This is a genomic window from Actinopolyspora xinjiangensis (genome assembly GCF_900104475.1).
In the GTDB taxonomy this organism is placed as follows: domain Bacteria; phylum Actinomycetota; class Actinomycetes; order Mycobacteriales; family Pseudonocardiaceae; genus Actinopolyspora; species Actinopolyspora xinjiangensis.
In genome coordinates this window covers 1-15,445 of record NZ_FNJR01000020.1, presented here as the reverse complement: position 1 = coordinate 15,445, position 15,445 = coordinate 1, and the positions used below count along the sequence as shown (strand labels likewise).

The window sequence follows — 15,445 nt, the reverse complement described above, 5'->3', positions numbered from 1 at the left end:
AACGTGACACTGCCGGTGCCGGTGGGCCCCTGCGTGCCTGCCGACACCGGTCAATACCAGGCCTGACCACTCGTGGCTGATCAACAGCGCGGCCAGTACTGCACGAGAGCGAACGCCTCCGGATTGCCGTCCTCGTCGTGCTGGTCCAGGTCCCGTTCCCGCCACGCCACCCGCAGCTGATACTCCCCAGGTTCCGGCAACACGAACACGTCCCCTTGACCGCCCGCGGCGATCTCGTCGATCCCCAGGCGTCCACTGGGCATCCGCACCACGGCCAGCTCACTACGCGGCCAGTCCCGCTCCTCGAACGGGGCCGGGCCATCCCAGCACTCCAGACGCAGACCAGCAGTGATGATGTCCTGCTCGGCCTCCACATACACCGCCGCGACCCCCACACTCATCCACTGACCAAGCTCGGACGGCGCCTGAGGCGGATCCGTCCGATCCTGCTCACAAGCCTGATCAACAATCCCGAACAAATGGTGATCCACCGTCACCACCAGATCGGTCGCCGCCAACAACCGCGCCATCACCCCTCCTTACGCACCCGAACCACTCACCTCGCCCCTTCGGGATCTGCACCGGTGATCCGGCTCATCGCCGAGGCCGAAAGCGGGTGAACAGTTCGCGCCACCACTGCAACCGGTCATAGGAATTCTGCGGCATCAATGCCGCACCAAACGAACGCAGAAAAACGCCGCCACCAAGAGAACGCACGCCCAGCACAGCAGGGCACCTGGGAAGCGAAACTCCTCAGCTGTCCGAGAGTCGACACAATCCACTCCGTGCATAGCCCGTATTCGGAGGTACGGCCCTGACGAACGTGGTGTCCTCTCGGGGCCTGCGTGTTCCGCTCTTGGCCCCAGAAATCACTCGTCCGAACCGAGAACGCACCGGCAGTGAACGTCCCCTACGCCAACACACCGTCCAGGCACCACCCAGGTAACGACGGACGGAGACGGGCCAATCCTACCCTGGCCTCTCCGGTCGCCGACCTTATCGACTGGACAGGAGAACACTACCCCCGTGGTCCCCGCGCCGAAGATCGGCGCGGGGACCACTTCTGTCTCCAGGAGCGGAGCACAATGGCCAGCAGCTGCGTCCCTGGTTAACAGCGCGGAGCTGGTCAAGGTACTCAGTGGCCGAACCCTCGGTGGTCAATACCAGCGCGAAAGGCTCGGCTGCTGTCACCCGCTGAGTCGGCGTGACCGATTCGACCGCGCGGCCTGTCCGCGCTCGCGCCGCCGTCTCGCAAGCTCGTCCTCGACTCAGCCTGACTGCCGAGCGGCAACAGAACCCCATTCCCGACGGTTCACCGACGATCTGATCGGCGGGTTCTGCCACCGCCATGCCACCCCACGGATCCGCGAAGCCCCTCGACAGCTGCCACGCGGCGCGCTCCGCACCGACAGCGACGAAGTGGACGTCCTGGCCCTTGCTACCGGAGACAGCCGGGCTCGTGTGCGGCACGACCTTACTCGCAAACCAGCGCTGCTCAGCGCACACTACGACCGCGAAGGAAGAGTCTCATGGCGTCATCGAGATCCGCCCCTGCTTCGGGCCGCGGACGGGGGCAGGAACCGCGGCTGATGCGCCACGCGCTGCGGGCCACCCACGCCGGGCACCATGTGATCCCGCTGTGGCCGCGCAGCAAAACGGCCGTGCTCCCCGACTGGGAATCGGCGGCCACCACCGATCCCCGTGCGATCCGCTCCTGGTGGTCGCAGCGGCCGTACAACATCGGTATCGCCTGCGGCCCCAGCGGACTGCACGTGCTCGACCTCGACCAGGCTCACGAGCACGAGCCGCCACCGGCATGGTCCGGTGCTCGCGATGGGCAAGAAGTGCTCGCCCGTCTCGCCACGGCCACCGGGCAGCCCTACCCGAGTCACACCTACACCGTGACCACCCCCAGCGGTGGGCAGCATCTGTACTTCCGCGCTCCGGCCGAACCGGAACTGCACTCCACCGTCGCTCGGCTCGGGTGGCGGATCGACACCCGCGGAGCCGGGGGCTACATCGTCGCCGCCGGATCCGTGCTGACTGGCGGTGCCTACCGCGTGGCCAGTTCCGTCGCGATCGCGCCGCTGCCGGCCTGGCTGGTCGACGCGGTAAAACCACCACCCCAGCCGGAACCGGTGGAGCTGAATCTGCCGAACGGCCGCGCCGGGGCCTACGTGGCCGCCATCGTCGACGGCGAAACCAGGGCCGTCTCCGAGGCCCTGCCGGGACAGCGCCACGACACCCTGCTGCGCGCCGCCGGGCGGCTCGGCCAGCTGGTCGGCAGCGGTGACCTCGACGAGCACACCGCCCAGCAGGCCCTGCACACCGCCGCCGCCGTGCACATCGGCCACGACGGGTTCACCACCCGCGAAGCCACCAACACCATCCGCGACGGGCTGATCTGGGGCAGGAACCGTCCCCGCCACATCACCAGCCGGGCCGAGTGAGACCACCCCCGCACAGTCCTCTCGCCCGTCGAGCGTTCCGGGCCCGCAGCAGCACGCCCTGCACCCCCGTGTGTTCACAGAAACGGAGACGAACTCGTGCGTCCCCTCGACATCTACAACACGCTGCCGACCGAGACCGTGTACCTCCGCGTCCGGCGGAGCTACCGCGACCCGTGCGCGGAGTGGACCACCCGCCGCGTGGAGAGCAGCGCTCCCCTTGGCTCGATGCACGATCCTGGCAGCTGGTGGCAACTCTGCTTCGCCGACGACCTGCCGACCCCGCTCCTGATGACGCCGGGCTGGGCACACTACACCCGCGTCATGGTCCCGTCGCCGGAGGAGCGCCGCTACTACCGGCGCGAGCAGGAACTGCACCGCTACTCGCCGCATTGGCCGGTGTGATCGCGCGCTCTCCCACCAGCCGCGTGCCCAGGCAAGAGCGATGAAGAACTAGGAGGGGCGGGGTTCGTGCCCGGCCGGTTGTCGATCACCACGGAGTCCATCAGGACGTGGCTGCTGACGCACGGGCGCCTTCGGCGTCGCTGACGCGATGCGCTGCGCGCACCCGTGCCCCAGCAGCCACGTCCTGATCCGAGGGCCGCAGATCGACAGCCCATCCGGGCACGAACCCGATCCCGTATCGGGGCAGCGGCCCGCCGAAGGGCTCGGTTCGTTTCGACAGCTCGTCCCGTCCCTAAGGAGCGTCCCACCATGGCCGGAGAGACCCAGACCACCGTCATCGGCAACCTGACCGCCGACCCCGAGCTGCGGTTCACCCCCAGCGGCGATGCGGTGCTCAACTTCACCGTGGCCAACAATCCCTCCTTCTTCGACCGCCACAGCGGGGAATGGAAAGACGGCGAGGCCCTCTTCCTGCGCTGCACCCTGTGGCGACAGGCCGCGGAGAACGCCGCCGAGACGCTCACCCGCGGGATGCGGGTAATCGTGCAGGGACGGTTGCGGCAACGCTCCTTCGAAACGAGGGACGGAGCCAAGCGCACCGTGGTCGAGATGGAGGTCGACGAGATCGGCCCCTCGCTGCGCTATGCCACCGCCCGAGTGGCCAAGGTGTCCCGATCCTCCAGCGCCTTCCCCGAGGAGACAGCGGGAGGCTCGGTTCCCGCGGATACAGAAGCGGACAAGGAGATCCCCTTCTGACGTTCTGCCCGGGCTTCGGGGAAGTCTCCAGGCCCGGAGAGCGCGTGTCCCTTCCTAACGGGCAGGCCCGGCTCCGTGAGTCCGGGCCTGCCCGGTGTGCTTTCGTACCACTTCTGGTCGGAGGAAAACCGTGTCACTTCATGTGCTCATCACCCGCTTCGACGACGTCCTCTGCGATCCCGACGCCACCCCGCTGTGGCAGGAAACCCATCGAAACGTGGGAGCGCTGCAGGCGCTTGAACTCGTCGACCGATCCTGCCGCGGCATACTCGCCACCGAGACCATGTTCGCGGTCACCCAGATCTCGACCGGCCGATTCCTCACTCGTGATCAGCTGGCCCGAGTGGCCTATACCCGCGCGTGCTCGCCAGCTGCACCGGCGGACTACCGGGAACGCTTCGTGGCGTGGTTCTGTGATGCGCTCGGAGACATTCTCTTCCCGTGGGACGACGGTGCCCCGTATGCCGACCCGCCGTTGCCGTACTGGGAACAGGCCGCCTGCTGGGCACTGCGGATCGTCGGCCCAACCGTGCCGGGGTGGCTGGCCCTCGACATCGCCCCCTACCCCGGCGGCAGCGACTTCGCCTCCCTGGTTGCCCGCCACGCCACCCAGGCGGCAACGCCGAGACCTGCGTGTGCCCACTGCCGACTCGACCCCCCAGGGGCAGTGACCACACGAGCCTGACCCTGCGACATCAGCCGAGAACGCACTCGCCCACTCCAGGAGAACGATGACGATGCTGATGGCGACGACACCGGTCGCTGACGACACCCCGTACCCGCACAGCTACGAACGGCCCCCGCTACCGGAAGGAGCCAGCTGGGGACACGCCCCCGCCCACCACGCCGGTGGGTACGTCCACCCCGGACGGGCGGTACTGATACTGCCAGGCCGACCGTGGCCGGATTCCCCGGAACGGTGCACCAATGACGATCCACTCGCCAACGAGTGGTACGGCTCCCACACCGAAGGCGAAGCCACCATCCTCGCCTGTCGCCGCTGCGGCCTGGACGTGACCTGACCCCACACGTCCACCTGCAGGGCCCGGACCAGACCGGGCCCGGTTTTTCATGCTCACTCCGCTGGTCACCCAGTTCCCCACGCCGTGAGATCTCCCCGGCGTGGTTCCTGCCTCAACAATCCGAAGCAAGGAGGCACCATGGACATGCTCAACACCATCTCACTGTCCACCCCCGCTGAACTGCTAGCAGCGACTCCGCACATGCTGGGGTTCTACCCGACCGAGTCGCTGGTCCTCAGCACACTGCACCGCCGAGAAAGCACAACGCAGCTGGGAATGACCCTACGCGTCGATCTCCCCAACTCGACGTACGCCCAGGAGTTCGCCGACTATCTGCTCACAGGGCCTTTCGAGCAACATCCCGTCGACGCGGTGATCATGCTCCTGATCACCGATAACGCCAGTCCCGGCTTGCCGCATACCGAGCTGGTCACCACGCTCCGCGACACGCTCAACCAGGCCAGCATCAGCACGCTCGACGCGCTGTGGGCCCCCGCGATCCGGGAAGGAGCTCCGTGGCGGTCGTATCTCGACCCCACTCGCTCCGGCACACTTCCCAACCCGGCGATATCCCCACTGGCCGCAGCGCAGGCAGTCCGCGGCTCGACCACCCGCCCGAGCAGGCAGGACCTGCACGCCCTCATCGCCGCCGAGGATTCCGAGCAGGCGCTGTCCGCGAAACTCGCCGCGCTGCGATCACAGCCCATCCCCGCTCCGTCCGAGACACTGCCCCACCGCATCCACACCGTCAGGGAGGCGCTTCAAGCCACCGCCGCCGGCAAGTCGCTGTCCGAGGAACAGCTGCTGCGTGTGTTGATCGCGGTCGCCGATACCCGCGTTCGCGACCTCGCCTTGAGTGCGGCACTCGGTGACTGGAGTCAGGCCGCCGACGAACTCTGGCGAACGCTGATCCGCAAAGCCCCCACCCCGGAGAGAGGCGAAGTCGCCTCCTTGTTGGCTGTCCATGCCTACCTGTGTGGCGATGGCCCCCTGGCCAGGGTCGTGTTGGAAAACCTCGAACAGTCCCAGCCCGACCACCGGTTGGGCGCCCTGCTCCACCAGGCTCTCGACCAAGGCATCCCACCCGCTGAACTGATCACACTCGTCAACGGCGCGGCCCACGGCATCCTCGAGGAGCTCGGGTGGGGCACGAACCCCTTCACCGCCTCAACGCAGGCCTGACCTTCGAGAGCGTGTCCGGGGACTCTCCGAAGCACGGGTGCCGAGGCGGGTACCCCCACTGCCGGGAAGGGGCGCGGATGCACGTCCCGACGACCGATGGGGCGTGGCACCCGCCGCCCGGCGGCCGGTGCGGGACGAGCCCGCCTCGGACTCCCCGCGCCGCCGCCTATCGTGCTCACCACCGCCCCTGCCGGGAGAGCGTGGAGGTCATCGCATCGGCATGAAACAGCGAGACCGAACCCCGGCCGGACGGGATCGAAGCAACAGGGACCGACCACGCCGTCGTGGTGGCATAGCCTCCTCGACCATGAGGGTCCACCCGCACGTGGTGTTCCTCCGGCTGTGCGGAGCCGCCGGGTTCGGGGTGTTTCTCGGTCTGGCTACCGCGGGGCTGGTCGGGATCGTCACCGGCCGTGACTTCGCCGACGGCACCGAATGGTTGGCCGGTGTGCCCATACTCGCCGTGTTCGGAATGCCCCTCGGAGCCGTCGTCGCATGGCTGACCCGCCACTGGTTCCTCCCTGCGACACCCCGCCGTTGGCTGCTCTTCACCGCCGCCGGTCTCCTCGCCCTACCGCTGGCCACCGCTGTCGGCCAAGGAGAGATGAGCAACGCGGTAGTCTTCCCGATCACCGCCATCGGTGGGATCACGACCGCGATGCTGTGGCAGCGCGGCTTCCGCCGGGAAATCGCCCCGGGTCAAGCGCTCCGGTACGGACGCTTCATTCGGCGGCACTCGCACGGACCTCAAGATCGCGGTGGCTCGAGGCGGTGGAGCTGACAGGTAACTGGACCGGACCGGCACGAACGTATCGAGCGGTTACGTGCCCTGTCCATCGTCATGCGCGGTAGAAACCGGGACGAGGCCGGTCTGGACACCGTGCTGCTGACCAACATCCCCGACTGACTCAGCCTGTTCCCCCGAGCCGTCCGCTGACGTCGCGTTGGCGGACGGGGCTTCCTGCCGGAGCCGGCTTCCTTCCCGCTGACTATCGCCGGGTGACGACTCGGTATCCGTAGTCGGGGCGACGGCCTCCCGGCCGGTCGCGATCAGTCGTCGGGCCTGTTTCTCCGAGTCGAGTTCGAGCAGCTCGGCCACCTGCTCCACCGTGCGGCCGCCACCCTCGTGGAGAGATAGCGCCGCCTGGGCCTGCCGGGTGTGCTGGTCGGCGACCTTCTCCTGAGAATCAGCGCGCAGCTTGTCGATCTTGCGTTGGTAGACGGCGACCTTCTCCTCACAGCGGGCATGTTCGGCCGCGATCGTCTCGCCTGCCTCGACGTACTGCCGCAGCGCGGCCTCCACCCGCTGTTCCCTCGCGCGCTGTTCGGCGAGTTGTTCCGCGTTGCGCTGCCGGGCCCGCTCCAGCTGCTGGCTGACTCTGCTGGAGCGACGACGAGCTTTGCTTGTGCCGGATTCGGTCATGACCGTGCCCCTCCCCAACGATGCGACGTCAGCGACAGGCTAGCCAGCACCGCAAGCAAGGTCGCCCGACCGTCGGGACGCCATCTTCTGGCTCGGCAGCCCGACACGGGGGCACGTAGACATGGAGGGCGTGCCCGACCGCAGCCGGACACGCCCGCGTCGACGCGGAAGCCCCGGAAGGCTTGCCACCGCGAACGATGGCTCCGCCAAGACCGCGTCGACATCACGTCCGGTACCGTACAGGCTCACTAAAAGCCGTTCCACCAGAACGCATGATCCAGTGTAGCGCTCCGCCGTCCACCGTGTTCGAGCCGGACGGTGAGTTATGCCGTCCCACCTGCTCCCGGTGGAGAGGGCGGCTTCACCGTTGAGCGGGTTGTTCGTCCCGCAGGGTGCCCGTTCCTGCCCCAGACCCGTCAAGGTCGGACTTCGCCCGACGTCGAGCTCCCTGAGCACGGCGGGGTGCTGTGGCGGGAAGGCTGCCCGTCTTTCCTCGATCCTTCGAGGCCGAATTGTCGTGGCGCGCGGGAACGTCGCGTCAAGGTACCCACAATTTTTTTCGCTCCCGACACCGACATTGGTGCCGACATGCTCAGAAAAAAATTGCGGGTCCCGCCCTTGACTCGACAACCCCGCGCGACGAAAAAGGCCCACACGAAGGAACAAGGAAAAACACGCAGCCACGTACACACTCGCTTTTTCGTGTCTGATCTATTTTTACAGAAACAGCAGCGCAATGGCTGATCATCCATGATCAAATAAGCGCCAAAAACAAGGACCAAGAAACCTCCCACAGCTTGCAATTATTTCACCAAGGAGCTATACTAGAAATCGCAAGGAAAGCCGGGAACGCCAAGCCCGACTACCGTACAAATCACTATATAAGGATTTTCTGTCATGCCACAGTCTGGCACGATTTCCGACTCTGTGTCCGCCGTCGCCGCTTTGCTGCGCACTGGCAACGTGCGTGACGCGCGCCGCCAGTGGTCCGAGACCATGAGCAGCGCCGAGCAGGACGAACGCGCCGCCCTGACCGAGTGCGCCCGCATCCTGGCGCATTATCCCCGCACCGCGCTGACACGGTTGCGCGCCTACTGGCGCCAGGCCGACGAACGTACCCGCGCTGTCATCGAAGCATGCGCCCCGACTCCCGAAGAACACCGCAAGCAGACCGAGCCGCAGCCCGACCGTTCCCCCCGATGGGACCGCCGAGCCATCGAAGGCGCCCGCGCCCAACGCCGCACCGGTGGCACGGTGCGCACCACCACCGATCCGCAGCGCCGCAGCTCCCCGCCCCAGAACCGCGCCCGTGCTCGCCGTGTCATGCGCGAGGAAGCCGCCACCACCCACGACTACCTCGATGCCCGCGCCGGAGTTGACGACGCGCCCGCACGAGGCGCCCAGCCCGACGGCTACGCCATCAATTACGAAGACATGGCCGTCTACCCCGATGCCCGCGACTCCGAGCGTCGCGATCCCCGCACCACCCCCGCGCGGGACGGTCAATGCTGTATCGCGCTGGGGTGCCAGCTCATCACGAGCCACGCTGACCTTCGTGTCGGTGACGGACTGTGCGAAGAGTGCCGCGACGTCGGCCGCCCCGGGCTGGACGTGTCCGCCACGGCCAGCCACACCCAGGTGATCGAGGCGAGGTGCGCCTACTTCGCCGAGTACTACCCTTACCCGACAAAGCATCTGCGCACGCTGTGGCAGCAGGCCAACCAGGCCGACCGCGACACGATCGCACAATGGGTCACGGCGAACCTGCCCGCCGAGCAGACCGCCGCGCCGAGCGAGCTCACCCCGTGCGAGCAATGCGGCACCCGCCGCAACCCGCGTGATCTCGCCCGCGTGAACACCGATGACGGCGAGTGCCGAGCCTGCCGCACCGACGCCGAGCAGCTCACCGCTGCCACCGTCTAACCACCCCGCACCCGCCGCCACGGTCCCCCGGTCACCGACCGGGGGACCGTTTGTCATGCCCCACCCACCCCACCACGCAGCCGATCCCGCATCGCACCCCCGCTCGCCCACTTCCCCGCCCGTACCGGGCCCCGCCCCGGACCTGCCCAGCCCGCGCGCCCGACATACCGACCCCGCCCCTCCGGACATCCCGGTACCTCCGGCCAGCCGGACAGCACCTCTTGCATTTCCCTCCGAACCCGGTTCTGAATCGCGACAGCTGCGGCCGGGGTAACGGCTGCGGCGGCTTAACGTGACGAAGACAGCTGACGTGGACAGCTCGACTGGTGGGGTGTGTCGTGATCGCGGTGCGCAAGCTCTCGCCCAGCGGGCACGAGTACCTGACCGGCAGCGTCGCGTGCGGCGATCGCGACCTCGAACCCGGCGAAGCGTTGTTCGACTACTACGCCGCCCACGGATACCCAGCCGGTGAGTGGTTCGGTTCCGGTGCTGCAGCGCTGGGAGTCTCCGGCGAGGTGACCGCGGCGCAGATGAATGCGTTGTTCGGTGAGGGGCGACATCCGGATGCCGACCGCATCGAGGCGGAGAAAATCGCCGATGGCGCGTCGAAGGACGACGCGCTGGCCGAAACAAAGTTGGGCTACCGGTTCCGGCAGCACAGTGGTGCCGACGAGCTGCGCCGTAAGGTCGCCGAGGCCTACCGGGCATACAACGAGGAGCACGGTCGGCCTGCTGGGGCGGCGATCGATGCGGACACTCGCGCGCGGATTCGGCACCAAGTGCGGTCCGAGGCCTACGCCGAGGCCCACGGCGGAGCACAGCCGAGTGAGGAGCAGCTGCGCCGGTGGTTGGCCGAGCAGAACCGGCAGCAGAAAGACGCCACAGCCGGCTACGAGCTCGTGTTCGCCCCACCCAAGAGCGTCAGCGTGGCCTGGGCACTCTCCGACGAAGACACCCGTGAGCACATCGCCGGGTTGCACCGCCAGGCGGTGCGCGACACGCTGACCTGGTTCGAGAACAACGCCGCGTTCACCCGCAAAGGAGACGGCGGCTACGCCCAGCACGATGTGCGCGGTATTACCGCCGCGCTGTTCGAGCACTGGGATTCGCGTGCCGGGGATCCGCATCTGCACACCCACGTGCCGATCAGCGCCAAAGTGCAGGGTCCGGACGGAAAATGGACCAGCTTGGACGGGCGCAGTGTGCTGGCCGCGTCGGTGACCACCAGCGAGTACTACAACTCGCGGCTGCGGGACCTGTTCCGCGAACACGGGGCGAGTTGGAGTGAACGTCCCCAGGGCGGGATCGATCTGAAACGCCCGGTGTGGGAGCTCGACGGGGTGCCCACTGAGCTGCTGACCGGGTTTTCCCAGCGGGCCTCTGATGTGGAGGCCGATCGTGCAGCGCGCATCGTCGACTTCCGTCGTGAACACGGCCGCGAACCCGGCCCGACCGACATGCTCGAGATCAGTCGCCGCGCGCAGTACGGCACGCGCGATCCCAAGCAGGAACCACACACCCTGGCCCAGCATCTGCACCGGTGGCAGGGGCAGGCCCGCGAGATGCTCGATGCCGCCGAGCTCGAACAGCTCGGCATGCGGGTGTTCACCACCCCAGGGCGCGAGCCCGACGAGGTCGATGTCGCCGAGCTGGCTCAGGGCACGCTGGCGGTGGTCTCCGACCACTACAGCCATTTCAATCGCTGGAATCTGGAGGCCGAGGCGCATCGGCAGAGTGCGCATCTGCGGGTGGAAGACGGCACCCGCGAGCGGCTCGTGGACAGGGTCGTCGAGGCGGTTCTGGCAGATCCCGACACGGTTTCGCTGCAGCCCCCGCCCGCGGTCGAGGAACCGTCGGAGCTGCGCCGGGCCAGCGGTGAGAGCGTGTTCACCGAGCACAACGCGCAGCGGTTGACCACCCAACGCACGCTGCGCGAGGAGTCGGCGTTGGCAGCGTGGGGACGACGGAGTGACGGGGTGCGCATCAGCGACGGGACGGTGCGGTGCGCGCTCGGCCGCGCGCGGCTCAATGCCGGGCAGCAGCGCGCGGTGAGCGGGTTCGCCACCTCCGGACGTCGAGTGCAGCTGCTGTATGCCCCGGCCGGTGCGGGCAAAACCACCACCATGCGGGTCTTCGCCGACGCGTGGCGCGCCGAGGCCGGCGAGGTGTACGCATTCGGCCCCTCGGCCCGGGCGGCCCAGGAACTGGGCCGGTCCCTGCAAGCACGCCCGCACACGTTGCATCAGGTCACCACGGCGCTGCGGCTCGGCACGGCCGAGACGGTGTTTCCGTTCACCCGTGGTGACGTACTCGTCATCGACGAGGCCGCCATGGCCGGTACGCACACGCTGCACGACGTGGTGCGCTACGCCCTCAACCGTGGTGCCGACGTGCGGCTGGTCGGTGACGACAAACAGCTCGCGGCCGTCGAGGCCGGTGGGGCGGTGCGCTGGTTCGCCCACACCAACGGGGCGCTGCACCTGCGCGAGGTCGTGCGTTTCGCCGACCCGCGGCAGGCGAAGGCCTCGGTGAAGCTGCACTCCGGCGATCCGTCCGGGCTGGACTACTACGTCGAGCAGAACTGGGTACGGGAAGGCAGCCGAGAGACGATGCGCGAGGCCGCCCACCATGCCTGGCGCACCGACCTCGACATCGGACGCCCGTCGCTGCTGATCGTGCCCGCCACCGACGACGTCACCGCCCTGAACCGCCAAGCCCGCGAACTACGCCTGCAGCGCGGCGACGTCGACGACACTCGCGCGGTGCGGCTGCACGACGGCACTGCGGCCAGCGCCGGCGATCTGGTGGTCACCCGCCGCAACGACCGACTCAAAACCCTGTTCGGCGGCAAGGACTTCGTCAAAAACGGCGACACCTGGCAGGTACGGACCGTGCGCGAGGGCGGAGCACTCAAGGTTCGCCACCAGGCCAGCGGCGGCACCGTCCTGCTGCCGGCCGAGTACGTCGCCGAACACGTCGAACTGGCCTACGCCACCACCGTCAACCGCAGCCAGGGCATGTCGGTCACCGGCGGCACCTCACACAGCCTCGTGCCCCAAGGGCTCTCCCGCGAGCAGCTCTACACCCAGATCACCCGCGCCGAACACGACAACCGGCTCTACGTCGAAACCACCCAGCACACCATCGACTCCCACCAGGAAACCCCACCCGACCGCACCGCCCGCGGGGTCCTCGAGGCCGCGCTACAACGCTCCTCAGCCGAGACCTCGGCCACCGAGGAACTGCGCGCCGCCCTGCACACCACCGAATCGCTGCGCACCCTGGTCGCCCAGCACGATCACGTCGCACACCTCGGCACCGACAAGCGCATCGAGGCCGTGCTCAACGAACACGTTCCCCAGCTAATGGAGCTGCCAGCCGCACCCGCGCTGCAGCAAACCGCGCGCACCGCCTGCGAACTCGGCTGGCAACCCGAGCACCTCATTCCCGCCGTCCTGGACCAAGGCCCGCTGGACGCCGCAGACGATCCGGCCGCGTTGCTGCGGTGGCGCCTCGAACAACGCCTGCTGCACGAACAGCCACCCCCGCGCGGTCTCGAACCCACCACCACGCAGATTCCCCACTGGCGCGAACTCATCGCGACCTACGTACCCACCGCCGATGTCGAGGACCCCTCGTGGATGCCGGTGTGGCGCCAGGCGTCCGCGGCCACCGCGGACGGACTCGACGCGGATGCCGCCCTGGACACCGCCGCCTTTCAACTCGCCCACCGACCCACCCACGACCCGCTGCCCGCCCCCGAGTACGCGGCCAGTGTGCTCACCACCGCGTTGGACGAGCAACGAGCCGACGGAGCCGGACACCACCCCGCCCTTCCCTGGCTGGCCCGACCCGACTTCCCCACGCTCACCGAGGAGCTGACCAACTACACACGTCAACTCAACACCGCCATCGAACACCGTCATCACGAACTACGCGAACAGATCATCGCCGACCCGCCACGCTGGACCACCGCACTCGGCCCACGACCCGACGATCCGGTCGCCGCCGAGCACTGGGACGAACTCGCGGGCCTGGCCGCCGCCTACCGCGAGACCTACAGCATCACCACCCGCGATCCCGCCCAACCACTGGGCCCCGAACCCGAGAGCCAGGGACCACGCGCCCGCGCTTGGCGCGCCCTCATCGACCAATGGCACCCTGTCGACTCTCACACTCCCAGCGAGTCCGCCCACGACACCGCCGACCTCGACCCGATCGAGCGGATCCGCGCCGAATTCGACGCCGATGAGCTGTCCAACGCCGTCACCGAGACCGACACCGCCAGCACGACACCGCGTACCGAGGACTCGCTGGCGGTGCTGACCGAACGCCATCAGCGACTCGCCGACACCTTGTTCGACACCGCCGCGCAGCACGCCCTCGTCGAGCACGCCCCCACGCCCCTGGATCAACCCGCCGAACCCGCACTCCGAGCGGTGCTGCGCCGCGCCCAACGCGACGGGTGGGATGCCAATCGGCTCGTCGACACGACTACAGCTCAAGGCGATCTCGACGCGGTCGCCGATCCGGCCGCTGTGCTGGCGCGCCGCATCGAGTCCCACATCGCCGATCGTCATCCCCCCGCCCGTGTGACCGAACCCGACGAGGAGCAGGTCCGCCGGTGGCAAACCGTGACCGCCCACACCAACCCTGATCTCACGGTCACCGACCCCGCTTGGCAGCTGGTGTGGCGCCACGCCGCCGCAGGAGCCGCCGACGGGCTCGACGCCGACACCGCCGTCTCCACCGCCGCCGAACAACTGACCTACCGAGCCGACGGCGACCCCACCGAGGCACACCGCTACGCCGCCCAGCTCGTGGTCGACCAGCTAGACGAGCAACGCGAGCAGAATACCGCCGACGTTCCGGTGCTGCCCTGGCTGGCCGCCCCGCACCACACCGTGCGCGCCGCCGATCCCGACCTCGCAGACCAGCTCGCACAGGTCACCGAGGCAGCACACGCCCGCCTGGCCGAACTACGCGAGCAGGTCTCGGCCGAACCTCCTGACTGGACCTCCGGACTGGGGCCACGGCCCGAGGAGCCGACCGCCGCCGAGTACTGGGACGAACTCGCGGGCCTGGCCGCCGCCTACCGCGAGACCTACAACATCCGCAGCACCAACCCCGACACACCGCTGGGGCCGGAACCCGGCGGGCAGAACACCAAGGCCGAAGCCTGGCAAACCATTACCGAGACATGGAGGCAGACCATGAGCATCCCGAACGACAACGACCACCACGACGACACACTCGCCCGCCTCGAAGCCCTCCGGGACGCTGTGCTCGACAACAGCGAAGCCTCCCGCGACGAACAGCGCACGTGGCGTGCCGATGACCGGGACAACGAAAACTCCGACGAGCACTACCGCTATGACGACGATGACGAACTCGACCAGGACAACGACCTGCAGTCCGGGCTGGGGCTTTAGAGTTCCTAACGTATTCGGTTGGGTAGTCGGCGCCAGCAGATGAGGCTGGTGGCCAGGGCGAGGAAGTCGTGGTGGATGTCGGTGCGGCGTTCCCACCGGGTCGCCAGACGTCGGAACTGGTGCAGCAGTGCCAGGGTGTGTTCCACAACAGCGGACGGGCTGGTTGGTGTCGCGGGTGCGTTTCCGGCTGATCAGTGGCGTGATCCCACGCTGCCGGAGCTGCTCGCGGTAGGGCTCGTCGTCGTAGCCGCGGTGCGCGACGAGCATGTCGGGCTTGCGGCGCGGGCGCCCGCGCCGCCCTCGCACCGGCGGTATCGCCTCGACCAACGGCAGCAGCTGGGTGCTGTCGTGCCGGTTGCCGCCGGTGAGGATGACGGCCAGCGGAATGCCACCCCCGTCACAGATCAGGTGGTGCTTCGCGCCGGTTGTGCCTCGGTCGAGGAGGGCTCGGCCCCGTGGCCGCGCCCCCTTTTTTTTCGTGCGAATGTGGGAAGCATCCGCACACGCTCGCGACCAGTCGATGGGCCCGGCAGCATGGAGTTGCGCCAGCAACACCTCGTGCAGTCGGTCGAAGACCCCGGCGGCCTGCCAGTCCCGTAAGCGGCGCCAGCAGGTCATCCCGGACCCGAACCCCAACTCCTGCGGCAGATCTTCCCAGCCGATGCCCGTGTAGAGCACGAACAAGATTCCTTGCAGCACCCGGCGGTCATCCAGCGGCTTCGGCCCCGTCTTACCGGCCGGGCACACCGGCAGCAACGGCTCGACCCGCTCCCACAACTCGCCCGAGACCACCCACGGCGCAACCATCACCAAGATCATCCCAGCCCAAGATCACCAACGTGTCAGCTAAGAACA

At 68.1% G+C, this 15,445-nt stretch carries 12 protein-coding genes; 9 read left to right on the top strand and 3 right to left on the bottom strand.

The window, feature by feature from the left end; translation table 11 throughout:
* Positions 1 to 80: 80 nt before the first annotated feature.
* On the bottom strand, positions 81 to 530 hold the full coding sequence (locus tag BLQ75_RS21870; protein WP_170837625.1) for a hypothetical protein: 450 nt from the start codon (positions 528 to 530) through the stop codon (positions 81 to 83).
* A gap of 999 nt (positions 531 to 1,529) precedes the next feature.
* Here BLQ75_RS21870 and BLQ75_RS21865 point away from each other — a divergent pair.
* The 7 genes from BLQ75_RS21865 (at position 1,530) to BLQ75_RS21835 (ending at position 6,593) form a co-directional block, all read left to right on the top strand.
* Positions 1,530 to 2,450 carry a bifunctional DNA primase/polymerase gene (locus BLQ75_RS21865; RefSeq protein WP_211481551.1) on the top strand — a complete coding sequence of 307 codons (921 nt, stop codon included), beginning with the start codon at positions 1,530 to 1,532 and terminating at the stop codon, positions 2,448 to 2,450.
* A gap of 96 nt (positions 2,451 to 2,546) precedes the next feature.
* Positions 2,547 to 2,852, top strand: coding sequence for a nucleoside hydrolase (locus tag BLQ75_RS21860; RefSeq protein ID WP_092604563.1), 306 nt, complete (start codon positions 2,547 to 2,549; stop codon positions 2,850 to 2,852).
* A gap of 309 nt (positions 2,853 to 3,161) precedes the next feature.
* Entirely contained in the window at positions 3,162 to 3,608 is a 447-nt protein-coding gene (locus BLQ75_RS21855; protein WP_092604562.1) for a single-stranded DNA-binding protein, read from the top strand.
* Positions 3,609 to 3,738: 130 nt separating this feature from the next.
* On the top strand, positions 3,739 to 4,293 hold the full coding sequence (locus BLQ75_RS21850) for a hypothetical protein (protein WP_139183067.1): 555 nt from the start codon (positions 3,739 to 3,741) through the stop codon (positions 4,291 to 4,293).
* Between the two features lie 46 nt (positions 4,294 to 4,339).
* Positions 4,340 to 4,630: a hypothetical protein gene (locus BLQ75_RS21845; protein ID WP_043574928.1), complete on the top strand. Its 291-nt coding sequence runs from the start codon at positions 4,340 to 4,342 to the stop codon at positions 4,628 to 4,630.
* A gap of 138 nt (positions 4,631 to 4,768) precedes the next feature.
* Positions 4,769 to 5,812 (top strand): DUF4192 domain-containing protein, encoded by a 1,044-nt coding sequence (locus BLQ75_RS21840; RefSeq protein WP_092604560.1) that lies wholly within the window; start codon positions 4,769 to 4,771, stop codon positions 5,810 to 5,812.
* 307 nt (positions 5,813 to 6,119) lie between these two features.
* A complete protein-coding gene (locus BLQ75_RS21835; RefSeq protein ID WP_092604559.1) occupies positions 6,120 to 6,593 on the top strand; it encodes a hypothetical protein in 474 nt (157 codons plus the stop codon).
* 39 nt (positions 6,594 to 6,632) lie between these two features.
* On the opposite strand, the gene BLQ75_RS21830 is transcribed toward BLQ75_RS21835, so the two are convergent.
* Positions 6,633 to 7,235 (bottom strand): hypothetical protein, encoded by a 603-nt coding sequence (locus BLQ75_RS21830; RefSeq protein ID WP_092604558.1) that lies wholly within the window; start codon positions 7,233 to 7,235, stop codon positions 6,633 to 6,635.
* A gap of 897 nt (positions 7,236 to 8,132) precedes the next feature.
* Between BLQ75_RS21830 and BLQ75_RS21825 the strand changes: the two genes are divergently transcribed.
* Together BLQ75_RS21825 and mobF are read left to right on the top strand one after the other, a co-directional pair.
* Positions 8,133 to 9,158, top strand: coding sequence for a hypothetical protein (locus tag BLQ75_RS21825; RefSeq protein WP_139183066.1), 1,026 nt, complete (start codon positions 8,133 to 8,135; stop codon positions 9,156 to 9,158).
* 326 nt (positions 9,159 to 9,484) lie between these two features.
* On the top strand, positions 9,485 to 14,590 hold the full coding sequence (gene mobF / locus BLQ75_RS21820; RefSeq protein ID WP_092604556.1) for a MobF family relaxase: 5,106 nt from the start codon (positions 9,485 to 9,487) through the stop codon (positions 14,588 to 14,590).
* Positions 14,591 to 14,595: 5 nt separating this feature from the next.
* Here the strand turns inward: mobF and BLQ75_RS21815 are convergent.
* Positions 14,596 to 15,397 (bottom strand): IS5 family transposase gene (locus tag BLQ75_RS21815; RefSeq protein WP_425286481.1). Its coding sequence is split into 2 segments (ribosomal slippage): positions 14,596 to 14,740 and positions 14,739 to 15,397, totalling 804 coding nucleotides; the frame shifts between segments, so codons are not numbered across the junction.
* Between the last annotated feature and the right edge of the window lie 48 nt (positions 15,398 to 15,445).

Bases quoted from the DNA above. Each gene is read 5' to 3' on its own strand.
- BLQ75_RS21855 (WP_092604562.1), top strand. From the start codon at position 3,162: ATGGCCGGAGAGACCCAGACCACCGTCATCGGCAACCTGACCGCCGAC.
- BLQ75_RS21825 (WP_139183066.1), top strand. From the start codon at position 8,133: ATGCCACAGTCTGGCACGATTTCCGACTCTGTGTCCGCCGTCGCCGCT.
- BLQ75_RS21870 (WP_170837625.1), bottom strand. From the start codon at position 530: ATGGCGCGGTTGTTGGCGGCGACCGATCTGGTGGTGACGGTGGATCAC.
- BLQ75_RS21865 (WP_211481551.1), top strand. From the start codon at position 1,530: ATGGCGTCATCGAGATCCGCCCCTGCTTCGGGCCGCGGACGGGGGCAG.
- BLQ75_RS21845 (WP_043574928.1), top strand. From the start codon at position 4,340: ATGACGATGCTGATGGCGACGACACCGGTCGCTGACGACACCCCGTAC.
- BLQ75_RS21830 (WP_092604558.1), bottom strand. From the start codon at position 7,235: ATGACCGAATCCGGCACAAGCAAAGCTCGTCGTCGCTCCAGCAGAGTC.
- BLQ75_RS21840 (WP_092604560.1), top strand. From the start codon at position 4,769: ATGGACATGCTCAACACCATCTCACTGTCCACCCCCGCTGAACTGCTA.
- BLQ75_RS21835 (WP_092604559.1), top strand. From the start codon at position 6,120: ATGAGGGTCCACCCGCACGTGGTGTTCCTCCGGCTGTGCGGAGCCGCC.